23 protein-coding genes and 3 pseudogenes are annotated in these 24,714 nt (G+C 41.0%); 1 reads left to right on the plus strand and 25 read right to left on the minus strand.

From position 1 onward, the window contains the following. Positions 1-162 precede the first annotated feature (162 nt). From greA to TZ91_RS05780, 13 genes and pseudogenes are all read right to left on the minus strand, one after another. Positions 163-645: a transcription elongation factor GreA gene (gene greA, locus TZ91_RS05725; RefSeq protein WP_000818768.1), complete on the minus strand. Its 483-nt coding sequence runs from the start codon at positions 643-645 to the stop codon at positions 163-165. A gap of 60 nt (positions 646-705) precedes the next feature. Next, positions 706-2,241, minus strand: a pseudogene (mltG, locus tag TZ91_RS05730) (endolytic transglycosylase MltG); the annotation flags it as partial. A 77-nt stretch (positions 2,242-2,318) separates the two neighbouring features. Beyond that, positions 2,319-2,400, minus strand: a pseudogene (locus tag TZ91_RS10840) (UDP-N-acetylmuramate--alanine ligase); the annotation flags it as partial. A gap of 79 nt (positions 2,401-2,479) precedes the next feature. Then, entirely contained in the window at positions 2,480-2,974 is a 495-nt protein-coding gene (locus TZ91_RS05735; RefSeq protein WP_033686595.1) for a GNAT family N-acetyltransferase, read from the minus strand. Between the two features lie 9 nt (positions 2,975-2,983). Beyond that, positions 2,984-3,439 (minus strand): annotated as a pseudogene (locus tag TZ91_RS05740) (GNAT family N-acetyltransferase); the annotation flags it as partial. A gap of 9 nt (positions 3,440-3,448) precedes the next feature. After that, positions 3,449-4,783 carry a UDP-N-acetylmuramate--L-alanine ligase gene (gene murC, locus TZ91_RS05745; protein ID WP_033686576.1) on the minus strand — a complete coding sequence of 445 codons (1,335 nt, stop codon included), beginning with the start codon at positions 4,781-4,783 and terminating at the stop codon, positions 3,449-3,451. 10 nt (positions 4,784-4,793) lie between these two features. After that, positions 4,794-5,411, minus strand: a complete 618-nt coding sequence (locus TZ91_RS05750; RefSeq protein WP_045597392.1) for a divisome accessory protein ZapJ — start codon at positions 5,409-5,411, stop codon at positions 4,794-4,796. A gap of 47 nt (positions 5,412-5,458) precedes the next feature. Then, positions 5,459-8,557 carry a pilus expression-regulating Snf2 family helicase gene (locus TZ91_RS05755; protein ID WP_033686574.1) on the minus strand — a complete coding sequence of 1,033 codons (3,099 nt, stop codon included), beginning with the start codon at positions 8,555-8,557 and terminating at the stop codon, positions 5,459-5,461. 92 nt (positions 8,558-8,649) lie between these two features. Further along, a complete protein-coding gene (locus tag TZ91_RS05760; protein ID WP_033686573.1) occupies positions 8,650-9,816 on the minus strand; it encodes a MalY/PatB family protein in 1,167 nt (388 codons plus the stop codon). 7 nt (positions 9,817-9,823) lie between these two features. After that, positions 9,824-10,918, minus strand: coding sequence for a cystathionine gamma-synthase (locus TZ91_RS05765; protein WP_033686572.1), 1,095 nt, complete (start codon positions 10,916-10,918; stop codon positions 9,824-9,826). Positions 10,919-11,083: 165 nt separating this feature from the next. After that, positions 11,084-11,539 (minus strand): hypothetical protein, encoded by a 456-nt coding sequence (locus tag TZ91_RS05770; RefSeq protein WP_033686571.1) that lies wholly within the window; start codon positions 11,537-11,539, stop codon positions 11,084-11,086. 314 nt (positions 11,540-11,853) lie between these two features. Further along, the gene (locus TZ91_RS05775; protein ID WP_033686570.1) at positions 11,854-13,812 is read right to left on the minus strand and encodes a peptide ABC transporter substrate-binding protein; all 1,959 of its coding nucleotides are present in this window, start codon (positions 13,810-13,812) and stop codon (positions 11,854-11,856) included. A gap of 192 nt (positions 13,813-14,004) precedes the next feature. Next, positions 14,005-15,630, minus strand: a complete 1,626-nt coding sequence (locus TZ91_RS05780) for a putative polysaccharide biosynthesis protein (protein WP_033686568.1) — start codon at positions 15,628-15,630, stop codon at positions 14,005-14,007. A gap of 105 nt (positions 15,631-15,735) precedes the next feature. Here TZ91_RS05780 and TZ91_RS05785 point away from each other — a divergent pair, with 105 nt between their 5' ends. Beyond that, positions 15,736-17,181 (plus strand): UDP-N-acetylmuramoyl-L-alanyl-D-glutamate--L-lysine ligase, encoded by a 1,446-nt coding sequence (locus TZ91_RS05785; RefSeq protein WP_033686566.1) that lies wholly within the window; start codon positions 15,736-15,738, stop codon positions 17,179-17,181. A gap of 46 nt (positions 17,182-17,227) precedes the next feature. Here TZ91_RS05785 and TZ91_RS05790 read toward each other — a convergent pair whose 3' ends face one another. From TZ91_RS05790 to rpsF, 12 genes are all read right to left on the minus strand, one after another. Further along, positions 17,228-17,419, minus strand: a complete 192-nt coding sequence (locus TZ91_RS05790) for a CsbD family protein (protein ID WP_000051182.1) — start codon at positions 17,417-17,419, stop codon at positions 17,228-17,230. A gap of 100 nt (positions 17,420-17,519) precedes the next feature. After that, on the minus strand, positions 17,520-18,170 hold the full coding sequence (locus TZ91_RS05795; protein ID WP_045597399.1) for a DUF1803 domain-containing protein: 651 nt from the start codon (positions 18,168-18,170) through the stop codon (positions 17,520-17,522). Continuing rightward, positions 18,154-18,666 (minus strand): YiiX/YebB-like N1pC/P60 family cysteine hydrolase, encoded by a 513-nt coding sequence (locus TZ91_RS05800; protein WP_033686565.1) that lies wholly within the window; start codon positions 18,664-18,666, stop codon positions 18,154-18,156. The genes TZ91_RS05795 and TZ91_RS05800 overlap by 17 nt, the downstream gene beginning before the upstream one ends. Positions 18,667-18,752: 86 nt before the next feature. Beyond that, entirely contained in the window at positions 18,753-19,688 is a 936-nt protein-coding gene (locus TZ91_RS05805; RefSeq protein WP_000036049.1) for a manganese-dependent inorganic pyrophosphatase, read from the minus strand. Positions 19,689-19,866: 178 nt separating this feature from the next. After that, a complete protein-coding gene (locus TZ91_RS05810; RefSeq protein ID WP_000349613.1) occupies positions 19,867-20,163 on the minus strand; it encodes a GIY-YIG nuclease family protein in 297 nt (98 codons plus the stop codon). Continuing rightward, a complete protein-coding gene (locus TZ91_RS05815) occupies positions 20,153-20,902 on the minus strand; it encodes a tRNA1(Val) (adenine(37)-N6)-methyltransferase (RefSeq protein ID WP_000390769.1) in 750 nt (249 codons plus the stop codon). The genes TZ91_RS05810 and TZ91_RS05815 overlap by 11 nt, the downstream gene beginning before the upstream one ends. Before the next feature lie 52 nt (positions 20,903-20,954). Then, positions 20,955-21,317, minus strand: a complete 363-nt coding sequence (locus TZ91_RS05820) for a S1 RNA-binding domain-containing protein (RefSeq protein ID WP_000689605.1) — start codon at positions 21,315-21,317, stop codon at positions 20,955-20,957. A gap of 1 nt (position 21,318) precedes the next feature. Next, a complete protein-coding gene (locus tag TZ91_RS05825) occupies positions 21,319-22,719 on the minus strand; it encodes a bifunctional Cof-type HAD-IIB family hydrolase/peptidylprolyl isomerase (RefSeq protein ID WP_033686564.1) in 1,401 nt (466 codons plus the stop codon). 79 nt (positions 22,720-22,798) lie between these two features. Continuing rightward, complete coding sequence (locus TZ91_RS05830) at positions 22,799-23,302, minus strand: GNAT family N-acetyltransferase (RefSeq protein ID WP_033686592.1); 504 nt, start codon at positions 23,300-23,302, stop codon at positions 22,799-22,801. 244 nt (positions 23,303-23,546) lie between these two features. Continuing rightward, positions 23,547-23,786 (minus strand): 30S ribosomal protein S18, encoded by a 240-nt coding sequence (rpsR, locus tag TZ91_RS05835; RefSeq protein ID WP_000068664.1) that lies wholly within the window; start codon positions 23,784-23,786, stop codon positions 23,547-23,549. A 31-nt stretch (positions 23,787-23,817) separates the two neighbouring features. Continuing rightward, on the minus strand, positions 23,818-24,288 hold the full coding sequence (ssbA, locus tag TZ91_RS05840; protein WP_000609606.1) for a single-stranded DNA-binding protein SsbA: 471 nt from the start codon (positions 24,286-24,288) through the stop codon (positions 23,818-23,820). Positions 24,289-24,299: 11 nt separating this feature from the next. Beyond that, complete coding sequence (gene rpsF, locus TZ91_RS05845; RefSeq protein ID WP_001151778.1) at positions 24,300-24,590, minus strand: 30S ribosomal protein S6; 291 nt, start codon at positions 24,588-24,590, stop codon at positions 24,300-24,302. Positions 24,591-24,714 lie beyond the last annotated feature (124 nt).

Genomic DNA, 24,714 nt, shown 5'->3' on the forward strand with positions numbered 1-24,714 from the left:
ATACTCAATGAAAATCAAAGAGCAAACTAGGAAGCTAGCCGCAGGCTGTACTTGAGTACGGCAAGGCTACGCTGACGTGGTTTGAATTTGATTTTCGAAGAGTAGCAAAATGGAAAAAGGAGTGAGTGAAGCGCATCGCCTCCCCACTCCTTTTTTCTGCTCTTAGGCTGTTTTTTCAACCTTCAAGATTTTTACATCATAGCTACCAACAGGTGTTTCAATGGTTGCTGTGTCACCTGTTTTCTTACCAATCAAGGCTTGTCCAATTGGGCTTTCATTTGAAACCTTTCCTGCAAAGGCATCTGCACCCGCTGAACCTACGATAATATAAACTTCTTCTTCGTCCTCACCAATTTCTTGGATAGTGACTGTTTTACCAATCGCTACTTCGTCTTGGGCAACTGAGTCGCTATTGACGATTTCAGCATAACGGATTTTTGTTTCCAAGCTAGAGATTTGTCCTTCGACAAAGGCTTGTTCATCCTTAGCTGCTTCGTACTCACTGTTTTCTGAAAGGTCACCGTATGAACGGGCAATCTTAATGCGTTCTACCACTTCTGGTCGGCGGACCAATTTCAATTCTTCTAATTCTTTTTCAAGTTTTTCCTTTTCCTCAAGGGTCATAGGATATGTTTTTTCTGCCATTTTTCTCAACTTTCTTTCGATAGTATTGAATCTCTATCTGAGATTCTCATTTTTGTAGTCTTAGTTTGAACTACTATTTTGAGTAAGTTTGCTATTGACGTGCTCAGCAACATTACGATCATGTTCTTCCTGTGTCACTGCGTAATAGACTTTACCATCTGTAACATTAGCTACAAAGTATAGGTTCTCACTCTTTGTTTGGTTGATACTTGCTTCAATCGCGTCCTGACTTGGACTATCTACTGGACCAGGCATCAAACCAGGTTTTGTATAAACATTGTATGGTGAATTAATCGATGTGTCAATTCCAGCATCGTCTGCTAGGCTAATATTTTGACCGAGTTTGCCTTGGGCATACAAGATTGCAATATTGCTTTGAAGTGGCATACCAAGGTTCAAGCGATTGTAGAAAACACCTGCAATCAACTTACGATCTTCAGTCTTAGCACCTTCTTTTTCAACAAGAGAAGCAATGGTTAGCAATTCATTAACTGTCAAGTTTTTAGACTTAATTGCACTATAGTGTGGAGTCAAGGTCTTATCCATAGCTGCCAGCATCTCATCAATCAAGCTTTCAATAGTTGTGCTTTCCTTGATAGAGTAGGTCGCTGGGAAAAGATAACCTTCCAAACGGTAACGAGCTCCACTTTCTTTCGTTGGCAAGCTTTCGAGTAGGTTTGGATATTTAGCAACTTCTTGACTGATAAAGTTGTCATCTTGCACCTTAGCCAAGAAAGCATCCGCAGTCAAAGGCTCTTTAAATTCACCTTGTAATTGGCCTACAGTTTGAGCAATTTGCTCAATGGTATATCCTTCTGGAATGGTCAAATCTGCAAGTGATGGTTCTTGAGGTTCAGGAGTACCACCTTTTTGAAGTTCCTTGATGATATCCTCTGTACTCATGCTCTTTTGCAAATTGTAATATCCAGCCTTCAGATCTGAATAATTCTTATATTTTGCATAGAAAGCAAAAATCACACCGTGTTTAATCACACCAGAATGTTCAAGTGCTGATCCAATCTCTTGGACATTGGATCCTTCTGGGATTTGAACCGTTACATATTCCTTAGAATTTGCATCAACTGGTAATAAAGATGATTGAACATACTGGTAACCAAAGTAACCACCTGCTGAAATCAAGGCAATGAAAATCAATAGAGAAATGAAGAAAGCTTTCAAATGTGATTTTTTCTTCTTAACAGGTTTAATTGTCTCACGACGACTACGACGTGGAGTTTCAGAAATCACGTCAACAGCTTCAGTTTCAACGACCGGTTCAGGTCTTGGCGCTTCTGCTTGTGTCTCTTTTTGTGCTTCTGTCTTATAAGAAACAGCTACTCTTGTTGGAGTTGTGTTCAAATCTCTTTCGACCTTTTGTGGACGATTGACATCTGGTCCTGGAACCGGTCTTGAGGGACTTGCTTCAGCTGGTGAAGCTGGAACATCTTGACTAGGGTGACTAGGAATGATTGGAGCTTCCTCTCTTAGTTCCTCCGCCGGTGATGCAGGCACATCTTCACTAGGATGCTGTGGAACACGTGGTGCATTCTCCATAATTTTTTCAACAGCTGATAGGGATGCATTCATCACTTCTTCATCAGCAATTTTTGTGTCAGGGACAGACAAAGCTGATTTTTTTTCATCAAGTTCAGTGGCCTCTTGACGAATCCCTTCATAACGTTTTACTTTTTCTAAATCACGTAAAATCTGCTCTTTAAAGCTTAATTTTTCGTCTTCTCTTGGCTTTTCACTCAAAAGTTTATCCTCCTCGTTGACAATCCATAATATTATATCTTAAAAACGAAAGAAAAGCAACCTAGCATGCTTTTCTAGCTTATTTTTTAGCTTCCCAGACCATATCATACCAAGTTTCCCCTGCAAAGGTTGACTGGGACTTACCCTCATTGACAAATCCATGCTTTTCGTAGTAGGCGATGAGATAATCATGACAGGTTAGGTTAATACCTTCTCTTTCGTGTTCAAGAGCCAACTCTTTCAAGACTGTTAGTAATTTCTGACCAAGTCCAAGGCCTTGTGCCTCCTTGGCAATAGAAAGACAGGTCACAGAGATATAACCACCAGGCTCATGACTATAATCTTCTATCTCTTCTGTAAAAGACTGATCTTGCAGATGGCGGTATGGGCCAACTGGTCCTTCTATATACCCCATGATTCTGCCTTCTTTTTCTGCAACCAGAAACGAGGTCTGAATTTCTCGCAAATGTGCTTCAAAAACAGAGCGAGGAATGGCTTCTTCAATCGAGAAATTTTCTAGTTCAATCTCAACGATACGATCCAAATCTTCTAATCTTGCTTTCCTAATTTCCATTTCGCCTCCTAAAAAAAAGAGATTAAACCAAATCATACTAAAATCTTGACTAGCTGCATAAAGCGAATCTGTCTCTTCTTCATCAATAAAACCGTTCATTTCAAAATAGGAAAGCAACTCATCCGAACTCTTCAAACGGATAGCTTTGTAATCCAGCTCTACTGTCACCTCTTTCAAAGCCGCAAGAAGAAGCGTGCCCAAGCCCTGTCTCTGATGGTCAGACTCAATGACTAAAGAATGTATTTCTAGACATTGCGGATTGTGTGGGTAAGGACCACCTAGAACATAGCCTAGAAGCTGATTTTCATCCCTAGCTAGAAGAAAGGTATCCGCACACTTACGGATACTTTCTTCTAAAATATGGAAAGGTTGCTGCTTTTCAGCTGGAAAAGATGAGGCCTGAAGTGCCTCTATCTCAGTTAAATCAGACTTACTTGCCCGAATGATCTTAATTGGAATTTCCATGAGAACTTCCTATTGAACATTGCTTGTCAAATTAGACAAGAGACGCTCGAATGAATATTCATAGGTTTGGATATCTCCTGCTCCCATAAAGACATAGACAGCATTGTCATGGTCTAGGAGTGGAGAAACATTTTCAACAGTGATAACTTGGTGTTTCTTATTGATTTTATTGGCTAGGTCTTCTACCTTAACATCACCATGGTCTACTTCACGAGCAGATCCATAAATTTGCGCTAGGTAAACTGCATCCGCTTGGTTCAAAGCGTGGGCAAATTCGTCCAACAAGGCAATGGTTCTTGTAAAAGTATGCGGTTGGAAGACTGCAACAATTTCCTTGCTTGGGTATTTCTGACGAGCCGCATCCAAGGTCGCAATAATTTCTGTTGGATGGTGAGCAAAGTCATCGATAATCACCGTGTCATTGACAATTTTCTCAGTGAAACGACGCTTAACACCGGCAAATGTTTTCAAGTGTTCACGCACCAAGTTCAAATCAAATCCTGCTGTGTAAAGAAGACCAATAACGGCTGTCGCATTCATGATATTATGACGACCAAAGGTTGGAATATGGAATTGCCCTAATTCTTGTCCACGGAAGTGAACTGTGAAGGTTGAACCAGTTGTTGAACGAAGAAGATCACTAGCGACAAAGTCATTACCTTCTGCTTCAAAACCATAATAATAAATTGGTGCATCAGACGTAATCTTACGCAATTCAGCATCTTCACCGTAGATAAATAAACCTTTGGTAATTTGTTTAGCATAGTCGTTAAAAGCATTGAAAACATCCTCTAGACTTGTGAAATAGTCTGGATGGTCAAAGTCAATGTTGGTGATAATAGAGTATTCTGGGTGGTAAGGCATGAAGTGACGCTCATATTCGTCAGATTCGAAGACAAAATATTTGGCATTGCCTGAACCACGACCGGTCCCATCTCCAATCAAGAAGCTAGTATCTGTGATATGAGACAAGACATGAGACAACATACCTGTCGTTGAAGTTTTTCCGTGCGCTCCAGCAACTCCCATGCTAACAAAGTCGCGCATAAAGCTACCTAGGAACTCATGGTAACGTTTGTAGCTAATGCCATTTTGGTCCGCATAGGCAATTTCGACGTTGTTATCTGGACGAAAGGCATTTCCAGCGATAATTTCCATATCACCGTCTAGATTCTTTTCATCAAAAGGAAGAATGGTAATTCCTGCCTGCTCAAGACCACGTTGAGTAAAGTAGTACTTTTCAACATCTGAACCCTGTACCTTATGCCCCATTTGGTGCAACATCAAGGCCAAGGCACTCATACCTGATCCCTTAATTCCGATAAAATGATATGTCTTTGACATGTTTTCTCCCTTATTCCGTAATTCTTGTCAGATTCAACTCTTGGGCAACCTGACGTTCTTGTTCTTTTTGTTGATTCTTTTTATTGTAGATTTGGCTCTTCTTCAGAAAATCATAATTGTTTTTCTTTGGGCCTGAAGTTTCTTTTGGCTCAGCTTGAGTCGACATATTGTTCACTTCTTCCGCCAAGATGTAATGAGACTGGGTCAATTTTTGACTGTATTTGACAAATTCGCCAGGATTTTCCTTTTGGAAAGGCGCGGTAGGTTGATTGCCCTGTCTATCCAAACGTTGCTGAGAAGGGCGCCTTGTAGGAGTAATATCCTTAGTCAGATAACTTGCTGAGCGTTTCTTTTTCAAGTCCGCACGCGCTTCTTCACGCGCCACCTCCGCATAGCTTTTTCCTTCTTTTTTAACTCCTAAACCAGACTTCTTAGGTTTCTCTACTGGCTTTTCAATCGGTTTTGCTGGTTTTTCTTCAGTAATAGGGGCCCACTCCAGATAATTCTTATCACGGTATTCTCCCTTGATATTACTGATAAAGTCAGATTCATCATAGAGGTCCATAACCGGCATTTCAGTCAGCATGACCTCATCATCTGACACCAATGGAAATCGTTCTTCTCTCATTTTCTATTTCCTTTCAACACTTCATTATAGCGTATTGTCTTGATTTTTCAAGTGCTGGCTTCAGAAATTCCCAAAATTTCTCTAATTTCTGCTAGGGTCAGACTGCCACGTGACTCTGTGCCGTCCAATACTTGTGACACCAGATGTTTCTTCTGTTCTTGGAGTTCCTGAATTTTTTCTTCAATGGTTCCCTTGGTCACCAAGCGATAGACCTCAACCGTTTCTTCCTGACCCATCCGATGGGCACGGCCAATAGCTTGCGCTTCCACCGCAGGATTCCACCAAAGGTCAACCAAAATAACCGTATCAGCACCTGTCAGGTTCAGACCGACACCACCAGCCTTGAGGGAAATCAGAAAGGCATCTCTTTCCCCTTGGTTAAAGGCTTTGGTCATGTCTTGTCTTTCCTTGGCTGGGGTTGAACCCGTAATTTTAAAGGAAGTCAATCCCAAGTCTGGCAGTTCTTGTTCAATTTTCTCCAACATTCCCTTGAACTGCGAGAAAATCAAGACACGGTGTCCGCCGTCTGCCACCTGTACCAGCAGATCTCGGAGACTATCCAGTTTGCCACTGGCTCCCTGATAATCTTCCATAAAGAGGGCAGGAGTGTCACAGATTTGGCGCAAGCGCATCAAACCAGACAAGATTTCCACCCGACTTCGTTGGAATTCCTGATCTGACACTAGAGCCAGACGGTCTCGCATCTGTTGCAACTGGGCTAGATATATAGCCTTTTGCTGGTCTTCCAGTTCATTTTTATAAACCACTTCAATCAAGTCTGGCAATTCAGTCAGAACTTCTTCTTTCTTGCGTCGCATCACGAAAGGCTTGATAAACTGAGCCACGCGCTCAGCTGGTAATTTCATAAATTCTTTCTTGCTTGGTAAAAGTCCTGGCATGACGATTTGGAAAATAGACCACAACTCACCCAGATGGTTTTCAATAGGAGTTCCTGACAAGGCAAAAACTGACGGCACCACAAATTGTCTCAAGGTCTGGGCAATCTTGGTTTGGGCGTTCTTCATGACCTGAGCCTCATCTAAGAAAAGGAAGTCAAAGGCCATCCCCTGATAAAGATCACTGTCCTGACGGAAGGTAGCATAACTCGTCACATAGATTTGATGACTCTCAGCAAGAATCTCTTCACGACTAGCTTTCAAGCCATGAACAACAGCCACATCCAACTGTGGGGCAAACTTCTGAAATTCATCTGCCCAGTTGTAGATCAAACCTGACGGAGCGAGAATCAAAACTCGACTTTCTTTTGTCACTTGGCTGGTCAAAAAAGCAATGGTCTGGAGGGTTTTCCCCAATCCCATATCATCAGCCAAAATCCCACCAAAACCATAATGATAGAGCATTTGCAACCAACGAATTCCCTTTTCCTGATAATCTCGCAAATCAGCCTGAACCTGAGTTGCTTGTCTAGGGAAATCCTCTGGATGCGTCAAGTCGTGGGCCAGATTCTGGAATTCTTGTGAAAAAGAAACACGGTCTCGCCCTTCAAAAAGATGAGCTAAACTATAAGCCAAAGATTTTCGAGCCTGCAAGGCCCCATCTTTTAATTCAAACTGTCCCAGTTCCTGTAGATTTTGGCGAATTCTCTTGGTTTCTTCATCAAAAAAGTAGACTTGATTAGACGCACCAATGTAAAAATCTTGATTGGCAACCAAGACCTGCATGGCTTGGTCAATTTCCTCTTGGGCAATATCTTGAAAATCAAATTGGATTTCCAAGAGACCTCCCTTGGAAGCAATCTGAACTTGAGGGCTTGCTAGACTATAAAGCTCTTCTAACTTGTCTGATAAATCAACATTTCCGAGTTTTTTAAAGACTGGAATGATTTCATAGAAGAAATGATAGACAGACTCGGCTTTTAAGGCCTGGCGCCAAGATTGAAAATCGGCTTCAAATCCCGCTGCCAGACAGACTTGGGAAATTCTTTCTTCTAAGTCAGCATCACTCGAAAAGGGCAATTCTTCTAGCTCATGTCGGCTAGATACCTGTCTATCCCCATAGTCAAACTGGATTTCCAGACGAATCCGATTGTCCTCTTCCCTGTCAAAGTAAAACGATGGCGAAAACGTTTTGATTTGTAAGCGTTCTGGAGCTGAGACAGTCCCCATCTGGTTAAAAAGAGTCAGACAAGAAGCCAACTTATCACGGTCACTGCTATCAAATTGCAGGTGTTTTTTCCCATGTTGATCCACAGGCAGCGCTTTGATTTCCTTGAGAAGACGCATCTGCTGATCTGTTTGAAAATAAACCTGTCCTTTATGGAAAAGCACAGCTCCCTGATAAAAGACATTGACCCTAGGACTCTCACTGATTTCCATTTCAAAATAATCCGAGTATTCTGTTACTGTAAAGGTAAAGAGATTGGCATCAGCATACATATCCTGAAAAAGTAGGGTCTGGTAGCTATCCACTTGATGGTCAAATTGAAAATGCGGCAAGGTCATCAGCAAATTCACACCCTGCTCAAAAAAGGTCAGAGGAAAAAAGAGGTGCCGACCTTGGTTTTGGAAAAAAAGCTCTGGACTAAGTCCTTCCTCTACTAGTCCGCGCAAGAAAGTCAGAAGTTCTTGGCTGGCCTCATCAAAGGATTCCCAAGAAAGAGACTCCTCATAGGTCTTTCCAATCATATAAGGTTTTCTCTTCTCAACAACTCTTAAAAATAGTGGAATATCCCGAATGACATAGTATTTTTGGCTATTGATTTGCCCGATTCTAAGCGTCCACAAGATATGATTAGTTCCTGCTTCCACCTGACCCACAGCTGACAACTCATAGGCTTGGTCTGATTTCGGAGACAAGATTCGATTCAAAAATTTGCCACCCAAGGTCACCTTGGTTTCAACGGCCTCTTTTTCTTCATGACCTTCTTCCAGACTCTGCAAGATTTCCTGACCACGCTCATCATTTTTTAGAAAATGCTCCAGCGCTGCCAAATGCACACAGTAGCCCCTCTTTTGGAAAAAATCGCAGGCACAAAAAACCAAATCATCCTCTAAACTATAGCGCAGTTCTTCTTCTGCAACGCGAGCGTAGAGCCGATTGTTCTTTTCCTTGATGATGTCAACCTTACCAGTTTCATAAAGGGCAACGCCTTCGATACGGACTTTCCCCGGAATCAATTTAGCCATATTTTCACCTTTACCTTATCTTTTTATTATACCATATTTTCCCCTACGAAAATAGCCTTCTAGAGATACTTTTCTCCTAGAAGGCTGGATTTTTAACGTTTGGCAAAAGTCGTCACAATCCGCTGACAAACTTCTTGCAGCAGGGATTTAGGCATGGCTACATTGAGACGGGCATGGAGACTTCCTTCCTCCCCAAAATCCAAACCACGGTTGAGGATAACCTTAGCTTCATTTCTCAACAGCTCTTGCAATGTTTCATCAGTCAGGTCATAGGCTGAAAAATCAAGCCAAATCAAGTAGGTTCCTTGCGGTTTCATGACCTTGATTTTAGTCTCTTTTCCAAATAGTTCCACCACATAATTGATGTGGTCTTCAAAGACTTGCTTGAGTTCCTCTAACCAATCTTTACCGTATCGATAGGCAGCTTCTGTCGCCAAATAACCCAAGCCTGAAATTTCATGCTGATTATTGGCCAACTGGCGTTTCTGGTAAGCCACTCGCAACTTAGGATTTTCAATAACTGCATATGAATTTTTTGTTCCAGCGATGTTAAAGGTTTTAGTGGCACTGGTCAAGACGATAGCAAATTCTTTAAAGTCAGGGTTGACAGTATTGAAAGAGTGATGTTTGTTACCAAAGAGGGCCAAATCTTGGTGAATTTCATCTGAAACTAGCAAAACACCGTGTTTTTGGCAGAGTTGCCCAATCTTCTCCAACACTTCCTTTTCCCAAACACGTCCACCAGGATTATGAGGATTACAAAGGATATAGAGCTTGACCTCCTCTTCCACCAAATCCTTCTCAAGTTGATCAAAGTCAATCTCAAACAGACCATCCTTTTCCACCAAAGAATTGGTAATCAATCTACGGTTGTTCAACTTGACACTGCGAGCAAAAGGTGGATAGACAGGTGTGTTAATCAGAACCGCTTCGCCTTCTTTTGTAAAGGCTTGAATAGCTGTTGAGATGGCTGGTACCACACCCTCGATAAAGACAAGGGCCTCTTTGTCAAAATGATAGCCGTGTTGTGTGGCTTCCCACTTTTGAACTTCCTTAATTAACTCTTCACTGGCATAGGTATAGCCATAAACCAGTTGGTCTGCGTAAGTCTGCACAGCTTGGCGGATTTCAGGCAAAACAACAAAGTCCATGTCTGCTATCCAAGCTGGTAGGACTTCGCTATCCGTTTCAGCCTCTTTCCATTTATAAGTATGATGCCCTAAACGATTGGGCAGGCTTGTAAAATCATATTTTCCCATCTTTGTCTTATCCTTCCAAGGCTTGGTGCAAATCTGCAATCAAATCTCTAGCATCCTCAATCCCAATCGACAAACGCAAGAGGTCATCTGTCAAACCATAAGAATGGCGCACTTCTGCTGGAATATCAGCGTGAGTTTGCGTCGTTGGATAAGTAATGAGACTTTCTACCCCACCCAAACTTTCCGCAAAAGAGAAGACCTTGAGGCTGTTTAAAATGTGAGGAATGCGTGTTTCATCGGCTACTTTAAAGGAAATCATCCCCCCTCGACCAGTGTAGAGAACTTCCTTAACTGCTGGAGAATCCTTCAAAAAGGCAACCACTTCTTGGGCGTTAGCTGTTGAGCGCTCCATACGAAGAGACAAGGTCTTGAGACCACGAATCAATTGATAACTGTCAAATGGAGACAAGACTGCCCCTGTCGTATTGAGATTGTAGAAAAGCTTTTCGTATAATTCTACACTATTGGTCACAACAACTCCAGCCAAGACATCATTGTGGCCTGCTAGATACTTGGTTGCTGAATGAAGAACGATATCTGCTCCATCTTCAATCGGACGTTGGTAGATAGGGCTGTAGAAGGTATTGTCCACCACCACTTTGGCACCTTTAGCATGAGCTAATTTTGCTAGTTTTTCGATATCAAATTCCAACATCAAGGGATTGGTTGGCGTTTCGATATAGAGAACATCCAGGTCCTTCTCCAACTCGGCAATCAACTCTTCTTCTGTATTGGCATAGTTAAAATGGAAACGGCCTTCCTGCTCCACTTGGTTGAACCAGCGGAAAGAACCACCATAAAGGTCACGGACAGCCAAGACCTTACTTCCTACTGGAAAAACGCTAAAGGCCAGTACAATAGCTGACATCCCTGAGCTAGTCGCTAGGGCATAGTCTGCTGACTCAATAGCCGCCAAGACTTCTTCAGCCTTACTGCGAGTTGGGTTTTTGGTGCGCGTATAGTCAAATCCAGTAGATTTACCAAACTCTGGATGCTGATAGGTCGTTGAAAAATGAAGCGGTGTCACCAAAGCTCCTGTCGCTTCATCTGATTTAATGCCCGCCTGGGCCAAAATTGTGTTAATGTGTAATTCCTTGCTCATACAATACCTCCAAATCTATAGTAACTATTGTACCACTTATTTTCATCAACTCATTTTCTTCTTTTCAAGAGCTAGTTATAGTTTCAAACTATAGACTTATCGAGTAAAGCCAAAAAAGAATCCAGAAAAGCTTCCAGATTCTTTTGTGACAATGATTGCTAGGCCTTACTTAGATCGAAAGAAATCCTGTTGGGCCAAATAGTCATAATGGTCTTTGTTAAATTGATATTGGCCCACATGCTGACCAATCTGACCGACATCCACGGAAAAAATATAGGCTTCATTTTGATAGTGCCAATTAAGTCTAACTGTATTCAAGACTGGCTTATAAGTAAAATCTTGAACTTGATTCCAAGGCATCTCTGCGACTTGATTAGAGCGATTTTCAGTTATATCACTGATGTCCATCAAGTAAATTCCCTTAGGTGTGAATGCCAGAATCTTAGGCTTCACACTCGACTGAACATAGTAGGAACCGCCTATAATGAAAAAATCAATAAAGGATTTCAACCATGTCTTTTTCTTGAAAGCCATCAGAAAATTCTTTTGCCCTTCAATGTGGCAAGTTGAAAGGAATGATGCAATCTGTTTTTCTGTCGCAAACTTCATAATAGCACCCATGATGTTACCTCCATAAAAATCACTAAATAGCCAGTTAAGAATTCTTCACTCAAAGAAGAACTTATCATTTGTTGCGTTTTATCTTACTTTTTCAGTAAATGACATTCCTCCTATAAAATCATCCTAGCATGTGTATACTTCCATTAACGCTGGAAGAGACTTTCGAAAATAGTTTCTCACGTTTTTGCTATATTCATTATAACATAAATTTAATAAACCAATTAAAAAATGTAAGCACTTTTCTTCCAAATTTGCCATCATTCTATTAAAAAACGACAGTTTCCTTCGAAACCATCGTTTTTCTTGAAAAATTCTTATTTGACATGTTTTGCCAATTCTTCTTGGGCTTTTTTATTGGATTCTTCTTTTTCTTTCAGCCATTTTTCTTTGGCTTTTTCATATTCATCTTTTGTGACTGTTTTATCTTGTACTTTGAGATATTTATATGATTCGATACCTTTATTACCAGCTAATGAATATGGTGTTGAGAAAGGAACGACTTTTCTCAATGTTGGTGTTCCACCCTTAGAAACATTTGGAATCGCTAAAGCGCTATCTACCAACCACGCTTGGATATCAGCATACTTTTCATAGCGTTTTGCAAGATCTTGTTCCTTATTGGCTTCTTCCAACATTTGAGTGTAGACATCCAGTCCAACAGCCTTGGCCTTATCATTGGCTTCACCTGGCTCTAAACCTAGATTTTGCAACAAACCACCAGAATTAAGGTTGAAGACATCAAGATAGGTTGAAGGATCTTGATAATCTGCACCCCAACCACCATTGTATAGATCATAATCCTTCTGAGCTGCTGTCTGAGCCAAATAGCTTGTATTATCATAGTCTTCAGTAGTAAGTTGTTGAATATCAATTACAACATTTTCTGCACCTAAAGCTGCTTCAATAGATTGCTTCATAGAATTTGCCTCTTGAACACCCTGTTTAGCAGCTTGGTCAACTGTCATGTCCAAATGGATAGGGAATTGGACTCCTTTAGCTTGGAGTTCTTTCTTAGCTTCAGCAAATTTAGCCTTGGCTTTTTCAGCATTGTAGTATGGATCCTGGGCATCCGCAAAGTTGATTCCTTGCCATTCCTTACCGTAGTTAACCATTTTAGACGCAACTACTTCACCAAAGTCTTTTCCATTGATACTTACGAAGTTTGGAGGAACGACCAGGTTACGTAAAATCTTAGTTGCACCATCCTCTCCTTGAGATTGAGCCCCGTAGGCTGTACGGTCATAGGCAAAGTTAATGGCTTGACGGAAGTTTTTATTAAGAACCGCTTCCTGAGTCGATTTCTTTTCAGCATCACTTGTCTTCGAAGTGAATTTATAAGATTTTCTATCTAGGTTAAAGTTTAAGAAGTAAGAAGTAGCATCTTGTAAACTATAAATGATATTGTCCTTATTCTTTTCTTTAACCCCTTCAAAGCTTGCACTATTTGGATAAAGACGAGCATAACTATATGCTCCCTCGACAAAGTTACGAGCTAGTGCATCTTGGTCACTACCATCATAATAAGCCAATTTCACATCATCTACAAAGACATTTTTAGCATCCCAGTAGTTCGGATTTTTCTTGAATTCAATGACAGATTTTGAAACAAAGGATTTCATCAAGAAAGGTCCATTGTACAAAATACTAGATGGGTCTACCTTCCCAAAATCATCCCCTTTTGATTTCAAGAAATCCGCATTGACTGGGAAGAGAATGGTTGAAGTTGTTTTTGAGTTCCAGTAAGATTCTGGTCGTGTCAAGGTATATTGAACAGTTTGGTCATCAAGAGCCTTGACTCCGACAGTTGAAAAGTCGCTTGTTTTACCGTTAATGTAATCATCCAAACCAGCAACGGATTCTTGCACCAAGTACAAGGCTTCTGATTTTTTATCAGCCGCATATTTCAAACCAGTTACAAAATCTTGGGCAGTTACAGGAGCATATTCTTCCCCATCTGCAGTATACCATTTCGCATCTTTCCGCAGTTTGTATGTATAGGTCAAACCGTCCTTAGAAACACTCCAATCCTCTGCCAAAGATGGAATATAGTTTCCATACTGGTCATTTTCCATGAGCCCATCTACCAAATTAACCACGATATCATTGGTCGTTGCACGGTTTTCTGCTAGATAATTCAAACTAGACGGATCACTGGTATAAACATAGTTATATGTTTTTGACCCTGTGCTAGAACTTCCACACGCGCTTAATAAAATACCTGCACTTAACACGACACCTGCAAGTGCTGCATACTTTGCTTTAGACTTTTTCATCTCCAGAACCTCCTGATTTAAATATTTGTCTTATTATACAACTCATGTTTTATTTAGTCAATAGATTTTTTTAAAAAATTAATCATTACATCTACAAACTTTAGTTATTATTCTACAAATTAATAAAAAAGAGAATAATTTAAGCATTTCATGATAGAAATGTTCAAATTATCCCTTTTATTTATAAAAAAATTATTGAGAAATTCTTAATTTTGCTCGTAGACGATTTGCTCGGGCTTTTCCAATCACCTTATCCAACAAACGGGTACGAAGACTCAAGAATCCGTAAACTCCTCCGCCCATGGCACCGACAAGGGCTACATATAGGAAACTCCACAAACGTCCACTTGGTTGGAAGACAAATCCTAAAATCCACTGCAATGTCCCAACTACTAGAAACATGAAAAGAGTTAACAAACTGATTAAAATGGTTCGCTTCAAAATCACTTTGCGCTTAACACCAGTTACCTTGCAAATGTCCCGATACATCAAAACATTAGGAATGATGAGCCCAATTGTTGTAGAAATCAAAGGCCCGTAACTGTGAAAGAGAGCAATGGTTGGCAGTTGCAAGACCAGCTTGGCAATGGAACCATAGATAAAATAGAGAACGGCCTTGCGGTTGCGGAACATTGCTTGAAGCATTGGAGACAAGACCATGTACAAGCCTAAAATAGTAGACTGCAAAACTGCAAAGACAAACAAGCCCATAGCCAAACTATCTGGCTTGCCATAGAAGACTGTATAGAGAGGTTCTCCTACCATGACTACTCCAACCGTTGCTGGTAGCAAGAATAGGAAAAGCATGGTAATGCTGTCCTGAACGAGACGAGAAGCCGCCTTCAAGTCCCCCTTAACATAGTTTTCAGTCAAAAGTGGCAAACCTACACTCCCAATCGAAACCCCAACAGAAATCAAAATCATAGTGATTTTATTAGGATTGGCAGAGAAATAAGAAAACATGACAACCAAGTCTTCATTACTATAGTTGGTAAACCAGCTCATACTATTGATAAAGGTCATCTGGTCCAAAATCTGGAAAAGCTGGATAGCAGACCCTGTCAGGATAAAAGGAATGGCTTCCTTAATGGTGTCGACCAAAAGACGCTTGCTGTTTATCTTATCTCCTGTTTCAAGGACTCTTTTAAGTAATCCTTCTTTAGCAAGGAAATAGATCAAAACTGCAAAACTAGCTACCATGCCGACAAAGGCAGCAAAGGTGGATTGGGTAACCGCTGCTAGATAGTCTCCTGAGCCCATTTTCATAATCATAAAGGTAGCTAAGAGCATCCAGATAACACGAATGACCTGCTCAGCGATTTGGCTCATGGCATAAGGTTTCAGGTTATTCATCCCTTGGAAGAAACCTCGAATCACACTCATAGATGGGAAAATCAAGACCGCCCAAGCCAAGCTCTGCATGATTGGGATTAAGTCTTTGCCCACGCCAGATAAGTCTGCTAGCCAAGGAGCAAAGACATACAAGACTAGTGCAAAAACAAGACCTAGTCCTGTCATAAATCCTAAAAAGCTCCGAATCAGGGCAAAGCTATGCTCTTCTTCTCGCATGGTATTGTACTTGGCCACTTGCTTGGCCACCGCAACTGGAATACCCGCTGTTGAAACCAGCAAGAACCAGGCATAGATATTGTAGCCCATGGTAAAGAGACCATTTGCTGTAGCCGCATAAGACCCCATCCATATATACCAAGGGATGATATAAATGGCACCGAGTAGACGACTGATAAAGTTACTAGCCGTTAGCCAAGCAGTCCCCCGTAACATCTGGGCCTGCTGGTGATTGTTTTCGTTAGACATAGATTCCTCGTTTAATTTTAATCACTAGGAAAAATTCCTCATCTTCCATTATAAACTTTTCCTTGTCACTTGTAAATTTACGACTTTCGGTTTACAATAGAAAGTATGATTAAGATTGAAACCGTATTAGATATTTTAAAGAAAGATGGTCTCTTCCGTGAGATTATCGACCAAGGACATTATCACTACAACTACAGCCATGTCGTATTTGACACTATCTGCTATGACAGCCGCAAGGCTAAAGAAAAGAGCCTCTTTTTCGTCAAGGGTGCTGCCTTTAAGCAGGAATTTCTGCTTTCAGCCATCTCACAAGGCCTCGGTTGGTATGTGGCTGAAAAAGACTATGAGGTTGGTATTCCTGCTATCATCGTCAGTGATATCAAGAAAGCCATGAGTTTAGTGGCTATGGAGTTTTATGACAATCCACAGAAAAAACTCAAACTCCTTGCCTTTACTGGTACTAAGGGTAAAACAACAGCAGCCTACTTCGCCTATAACATTTTATCTCAAGGGCATCGACCTGCTATGCTCTCGACCATGAATACAACTCTAGATGGCAAGACTTTCTTTAAGTCTGCATTAACAACCCCTGAGAGTATTGACCTCTTTGATATGATGAATCAGGCTGTGCAAAATGACCGTACTCACCTCATCATGGAGGTATCCAGTCAGGCCTATCTGGTCAAACGTGTCTATGGTCTAACCTTTGATGTGGGAGTTTTCCTCAATATCAGCCCCGACCATATCGGCCCGATTGAACACCCTAGCTTTGAAGACTACTTCTACCACAAGCGTCTCTTAATGGAAAATAGCCGAGCAGTCATCATTAACAGTGACATGGATCACTTCTCTGTACTAAAAGAACAGGTAGAAGATCAAGACCATGATTTCTACGGTAGTCAGTCGAGCAACCAAATCGAGAATTCCAAAGCCTTTAGCTTTTCAGCTACAGGTAAACTCGCTGGTAATTATGATATCCAACTCATCGGCCACTTCAACCAAGAAAATGCCGTTGCTGCTGGACTTGCTTGCCTCCGTCTCGGAGCTAGTCTTGAGGACATCAAAAAAGGAATCGCTGCAACCCGTGTTCCTGGTCGTATGGAAGTCCTCACTCAGAAAAACGGAGCCAAGGTTTTCATCGACTACGCCCACAATGGTGACAGTCTCAAAAAACTCATCAATGTGGTTGAGACTCATCAAACAGGAAAGATTGCTCTGGTGTTAGGTTCGACAGGAAATAAGGGAGAAAGTCGTCGTAAGGACTTTGGCCTCCTTCTCAATAAACACCCTGAGATTCAAGTCTTTTTGACTGCTGATGACCCCAACTATGAAGATCCAATGACCATTGCAGATGAAATTAGTAGCTACATCAATCATCCCGTTGAAAAGATTGCGGATCGCCAAGAAGCCATCAAGGCAGCGATGGCTATCACAAATCACGAATTAGATGCAGTTATTATCGCCGGTAAGGGAGCCGATTGCTACCAAATCGTCCAAGGCAAGAAAGAAGCCTATCCTGGAGATGCAGCCATTGCAGAAAATTATTTATAAGATAGTAAAAAATCAAGGGAAATGAAACCCTTGATTTTTTCTATTTTTATTTAAAAGCGTTTTTCAAACCTTCAACGGCACCTTCTACAGCACCTTTAGCATCTTCAACTACTTCTTTTGCCTTAGCAACTGTCTTTTCTACAGCGCCTTCTGCTTCAGTCTTGCCATCTCCAGTAACTTTACCAAATCCTTCTTTGATAGCGCCTGTTGCTTGTTCCAATTTGTTTTCAAGTGACATATGATTGTCTCCTTTAGTTTATTCCGATATGTGTTACCGGTTACATATAGTTTATACTTAATCCTAAGGAAAGTCAAACAATGTGCTCAGAAACAAAATTTCACGCTAAGTAGAAAGTTAATCTCTCCTTGTCAAAATCGACGGTCAACTCATACTTCCCCTCTTCATTTTGGACAATATAGTCTAGGACGACCAAACTATCCACAAAGATATCACGGCGTTTCTGTATAAGCTGGTCTTTTTTGAGAAATTTCAACAAAAAAGTCGTCATATATTTGAGAGCATACTCAGGATTAACATCTCCCAAAATGTCGTAAAGCTCCTGCTGTTTTTCTGTCAAAGGATACTGATGTTTGACCTTGTAGAAATAATTGGACAAGGTCATTTCTGTTCTCGCAAAGTCCGTCTTTTCAACTAAAATAGCTGCATTGGTTTGATTTCGTAATTCTGTCTCAAAACGCTGCTCTAACAAGGCTTGATAGACCGGACTATCTTCGCTGACAAAAATCTCTTGATCCAGTTCGAGACTATCGAGTGATTCAAGCATAGGAAGATTAAGGTAATAACGCTTATTTTCTCGTAGAATCAAACCTGCCTTTATATACTCTTCCATGAGTTTGTCAACTGCAACATCTGGAAATTGAGCCTTAATTTCTCGCAAAATAACATCCTCATGCTGGTCTAGATAGCGGATCAATTCTCCAAAAAATGGCTGTCTCGTCAAACGAGATGGATTAAAAATCTGAATCATGAAGATTCCTTTCTTTACATTCTAACAGAGGCGATGCTGCCAACTGACTAGGATTGGTCCCCGGCTGGTTCAAAGGAACAGGCAGACCTAGTTCTCTGTAATACTCCCTCCAAAAATCACTAATCTCCTGCTCCCCATCTCCAAATTTCATGGGAATAGTTTCAAAAATGGGGAGAATTTCTGCCATGTACTGGGAACAGTAAAAACCATGTCCATCTGGATAGAAAGAAGCATTATAGGGAGCTCCAAGATGTTTGCAAGCTCTTTCCTTCACAGACTGGATATCCATTTCTGAGTAGAAATAGAGATCGTACAAGTGATTGGACTCAAAGAAGTCTACTGGTTCCTGACAGACAACACCATCCTGTCCACTAGCGTGGTAAATCATCCCATCCAAACAAATCGCAACATGGTTATAGTTGCCTGTGGAAGTCTGGATGGCCTGTCCCATATCTGACTCATCTCTCACAAAAATCAAATCGCCATTTTCTAACATGCTTCACTCCTAGAAAAAAAGGAGCCGAAACTCCTTTCGATATAAGTCAAACTAGCCTTTCCTAATTTGAATTAACACTCAAAATCTTAAGCATTAAAGCTTTCAGTCAATTGAGGTACCACTTGTTTCTTACGTGAAACAGCACCAGCAAGGAAGGCATGATTGTTTTCAAGTTTGAAGTTGAAGGCTGCTTCAACCTTGTCCATGTTAGCACCAAGTGCTAGGATTTCTGAGTTTGAGTTGACGATATCTGTAATCATCAAGACAAAGTCAGAATAACCATTTGCTGCGTTAGCGGCTTGCATTGCAGCTTCAATTTCTGCTTGACGTTCTAAAACTTCAGCGATGTCAACTGTGTTTACTTGAGCAACACGGACATTATTTCCGTTCAATTCAAAAGTTTTAGCATCGATGTCAATCAATTCTTCAGCAGATTTGCTAGCCAAGTTTGTACCAGCTTTCAACATAGCCAATCCATACTCTTCCAAGTTTACACCAGCTAATTCAGCCAATTCAGGAGCAATAACCTTATCTGTTGGGTGTGTTGTTGGTGATTTCAAAAGAAGAGTATCTGAAATCAAACCTGAAAGCATCAAACCAGCAATCTCTTTAGGTACAGCTACACCATGTTCTTTGAACATACGGTAAACGATTGAAGACGCAGATCCAACTGGCTCCAAACGCATGTAAAGTGGGCTTGCAGTTTCAAAGTTAGCCACACGGTGGTGATCCACAACACCATAAACTTCTACTTCAGCGATATCTGATACAGATTGTTGGAATTCATTGTGGTCAGTCAAGATAACTTGCTCTGCACCTTCTGCTTTGGCAGAAGTGATGACACGCGGTGCTTCCACACCAAAATAGTTCAAGACAAAGGCTGTTTCTTCATTTGGAGTTCCAAGGGCAACAGCTTCCGTATCCAAACCGTAAGCTTCTTTTGCAAGGTAGGCAAAGGCTACAGATGACCCAATGGCATCTGAGTCTGGATTTTGGTGACCAAATACTAGAATCTTAGACATGATAATACCTCATTTTGTTTATTCTCTTTATTGTAGCATTTTTTTCGCTTTTTGACAAAAGTAAGAGGAGTCAAAGGGCTCCTCACAATTCTTCAAAATAACTGATACTCTTCGAAAATCTCTTCAAACCACGTCAGCTTCGCCTTGCCGTACTCAAGTACTGACTACGGCTAGCTTCCTAGTTTGATCTTTGATTTTCATTGAGTATGAGTAAATTTCTATCTTGATTTTCAGATAAAAATCTTTCCTTCTGTGGCCTCTTCTTACGCTTGAGAAGGGCTTCAGCCGACATGGCTTCTTCCTTACTGGCAAAACCTTGAGCATAGATAAGTTTGACTGGTAAGCGTGCTCGTGTATATTTGGCTCCCTTCCCACTATTGTGGACAGCGAGGCGTCTTCTCACATCAGTCGTATAGCCTGTATAGTAAGATCCATCACGGCACTCCAGCACGTACATATAAGCCTTATGATCCATAATAAATCTCTTCAAGTTCAGGCGTATAAGAGCCATCATCATTGTGAACAATGAGAGGTGGTAAGACCTTAAAGCCGCTTGTTGAACCATCCTTGATTGCCTCAATCAAAAGCATATTGGCTTCCTTTTCTCTTTTTGGATAAACAAACTGCAGGCGCTTAGGAGCTAGATTATGCCGTTGTAAGCTGTCCAAGATATCTAAAAGTCGATCAGGACGATGAACCATGGCCAAACGCCCATTAGACTTGAGAATACTCTGGGCACTACGACAGATTTCCTGCAAATTAGTCGTAATTTCATGGCGCGCCAAGAGATAATGTTCACTCTCGTTCAGATTAGAATGAGGATCCACCTTGAAATAGGGCGGATTACACAAAATCATATCCACCTTACTTCCCTGGATGTAAGCAGGCATATTTTTCAAATCATCACAGATGACCTCCATCTGCTCTTCCAAACCATTCAAACGGACAGAGCGTTCAGCCATATCCGCCAAACGCTCCTGAATCTCAACAGCCAAAATCTGTGCCTGAGTCCGAGTGCTAGCAAAAAGCCCCACTGCTCCATTCCCAGCACAGAAATCCACTATCAAGCCCTTTTTAGGAAAACGTGGAAAACGTGACAAGAGAACACTATCCACCGAATAGCTAAAAACCTCTCTATTTTGAATGATTTTAATATCTGTCGAAAAGAGCTGGTTAATGCGCTCTCCTGATTTTAATAATTGTTCTTCTTCCATGGTCCTATTATAGCAAATTTATATTAACATTACAAAGAATATAGATTTCTAACTAGTGCTTCTGATTCTTCAAATGTTGAAGGGCTTCCTTGGTCCAAATTGGCATCATTCGTTTGAGAGGCGCAAAGCCGTAGTTAAAACGGTCGCTTGAAAAGCGTCGCCGTCTCGGAAACTGGTGCTTTTCTTCCTCCAAAGTGCGGATAGAAAGACTAGCTTTCCCTGTAAATTCATCTAAATCCACTACTTGAACTTGAACCTCTTCATCGACTTTCAAGGCTTCTTGGATATTTTCAATAAAGCCTGTCCGAATCTCTGAAATGTGAATCAGCCCCGTATCACCCGTCTCTAGCTCAACAAAGGCTCCGTAGGGCTGAATCCCTGTAATACGGCCCTTTAGCTTATCACCGATTTTCATCTTAGTCCTCGATTTCAATTGTTTCAATCACGACATCTTCAACTGGCTTGTCCATAGCTCCTGTCTCAACAGCAGCAATGGTATCCAAAACAGCGTAAGACGCTTCATCAGCTAACTGACCAAAAACAGTGTGTCGACGGTCTAGGTGAGGTGTCCCACCTTGGTTAGCATAGATTTCTGCAATCGATTCTGGCCAACCACCACGAGCAATTTCTTTTTTAGAATAAGGCAGGTGTTGATTTTGCACGATAAAGAACTGGCTGCCGTTGGTATTTGGACCAGCATTGGCCATAGAAAGGGCACCACGAATATTGTAAAGTTCTTCTGAGAATTCATCCTCAAATGATTCGCCGTAGATTGACTCGCCACCCATACCAGTTCCAGTTGGGTCTCCACCTTGAATCATAAAGTCCTTGATAATACGATGGAAAATGACACCATCATAGTAGCCATCTTTTGAAAGAGCTATAAAGTTAGCCACTGTTTTAGGAGCATGTTCAGGGAAGAGCTTAATACGCAAGTCTCCGTGATTGGTCTTAATAGTCGCGATAGGACCTTCTACTGTTTCAATGTCTACTTGTGGAAAATGCAATTCTTTTTCTACCATACCAAATCCTTCTAAGGCATCAAAAATGCCATCTTCTTCTAATGTTTTTGTAATATAATCTGCTTTTTCTTTGATGTTATCATGAGAAATTCCCATTGCAACGCTGATTCCAGCATAATCAAAGAGTTCCAAGTCGTTGAGGCCATCTCCAAAAACCATGACGTTCTCTGGTTTCAAGCCAAGGTGTTCCACAACCTTTTCCACACCCGTCGCTTTGGAGCCTGAAATCGGCACAATATCAGACGAATGTTGATGCCAACGAACCATGCGAAGTTTGTCAGAGAGACTGTCAGGCAAGTGCAAGTCATCTCCTTTATCTTCAAAAGTCCACATTTGATAGATATCTTCTTTTTCATGGAAATCAGGATCTACATCCAAATCGGGGTAAATTGGATTGATCGCTTCACTCATCATATCGGTGCGAGTCGACAACTTGGCATCATGACTCCCAACCAAACCATACTCAATTCCCTCTTGCTTGGCCCAAGAGATATACTCCTCAACATCTGACTTCTCAATCTGATGTTGATAAATAACCTGACCTTTTTTATCTTCAATATAAGCCCCATTCAAAGTTACAAAAAAGTCAGGTTTGAGCTCACGAATCTCCGGAACGACACCAAAAATCCCTCGTCCAGAAGCAATACCTGTCAAAATTCCTTTCTCACGTAATTGCTTAAAAACAGTTGGGATTGAAGCTGGAATAAAACCTGTCTTTGAATTCCGCAATGTATCATCAATATCAAAAAAGACAATCTTGATCTTCTTTGCCTTGTATCTTAATTTGGCATCCATCTCACTACCTCTTTCAATCTAACTCTTTCCATTATACCATAAAGTAGCTAAATCCCCTATTTTCAAAAAATTTCCAGTTTTATTGTAAATCCTTGGATAAGTATAAAACTAAATCATCATCGTTTTGACAACTTGCACCCATTTCTAGCGGTTTATTTCTATACCAGACACCTGTACCATCTGGAATGTAGCTCCGTCTGATATACAATCTCTGGGCAGGGCCATAGCCTAAGTGCAAACCTACACCAAGAGTGACCTTACTCGAAACAAACTTGACTCGTTTTTCTGCTTCTTCTAGCAGTTGATTCCCAATCCCTTGATTTCGAAAATGCTCAAACACATTAAAATCTGATAATTCTGGATAGACTTCTGCAAAAGGAGCATGTTTAGCAGAGGGCAAAATGGTAATGTAGCCCGCTACAGCACCATCAATCTCTGCAACTAAAACTTCTCTCTCCCCACTTTCCTGTTCCAGAAAATATCTAGCCAAAATTTCCTCTCTACCAGGCCAACCTTGATTCATAAATCCATGAGATAAGGATTCAATATCAGACTTAATCATATTTCTAATCGTACAATTCATCTTTGACTTACCCACCTTTACTCTTTCTATTACCATTATAGCACGCCAAAGTCAGAAAAAAACTATCTCGTGAAAAAAGACCCAACCGGGTCTAAAAAAGAGGTTCACTGGACCCAAACTCGCTCTCTCATTTCAAGGCTCGTGAAAAAGAGGTCCACTGGACCCAAACTCGCTCTCTCATTTCAAGGCTCGTGAAAAAAAGACCCAACCGGGTCTGAAAAAGAGGTCCACCCGGACCTCTTTTTTAATCTTCGTTTACGAAAGGCATCAAAGCCATTACGCGAGCGCGTTTGATAGCTGTTGTTACTTTACGTTGGTTTTTAGCTGAAGTTCCTGTTACACGACGAGGAAGGATTTTCCCACGTTCTGAAACGAAACGGCTAAGAAGCTCAGTATCTTTGTAATCAACATATTCAATTTTGTTTGCTGCGATGTAATCAACTTTTTTACGGCGTTTGAATCCGCCACGACGTTGTTGAGCCATGTTTTTTCTCCTTTATAATTTTAGTTGTCCATTAGAATGGTAAATCATCATCTGAAATATCCAATGGATTTGTTGCTCCAAATGGATTTTCATCACGTGAAAAGTCTGGTACTGAATTTGTAGGCGCTGAATAGTTTGCAGTTGGTGCAGAGTAAGCTCCACCTGTATGACCCTCACGCACACTACGGCTTTCCAACATTTGGAAATTCTCAGCCACGACCTCTGTCACGTAGACACGTTGTCCTTGCTGGTTATCGTAACTACGAGTCTGGATACGACCTGTCACCCCGATAAGTGAGCCTTTTTTAGCCCAGTTAGCAAGGTTTTCAGCCTGTTGGCGCCACATAACGACATTGATAAAATCAGCCTCACGTTCGCCATTTTGACTCTTAAATGTACGGTTTACTGCAAGAGTAAAAGTCGCAACTGCTACATTTGATGGGGTATAACGCAACTCAGCGTCACGTGTCATACGCCCTACAAGTACAACATTGTTAATCATAGTTTACCTTCTTAAGCGTCAGTTTTGACGATCATGTGACGAAGAATGTCAGCGTTGATTTTTGAAAGACGGTCAAACTCTTTAAGAGCTGCGTCATCATTTGCTTCAACGTTAACGATGTGGTAAAGTCCTTCACGGAAATCTTTGATTTCGTATGCAAGACGACGTTTTTCCCAAGATTTTGATTCAACAACAGTTGCACCGTTGTCAGTCAAAATAGAGTCAAAACGTGCTACCAAAGCGTTTTTAGCTTCTTCTTCAATGTTTGGACGAATGATATAAAGAATTTCGTATTTAGCCATTGATATGTTCCTCCTTTTGGTCTAATGACCCCAAGACTTTGCAAGGGGTAAGTGAGGTTCGCTCACAATAAACTATTATACTAGAAAATATTTTTTTACGCAAGTAAAAACACCGAAATAAAAA

It is taken from the genome of Streptococcus mitis (assembly GCF_000960025.1).
In the GTDB taxonomy this organism is placed as follows: domain Bacteria; phylum Bacillota; class Bacilli; order Lactobacillales; family Streptococcaceae; genus Streptococcus; species Streptococcus mitis_DH.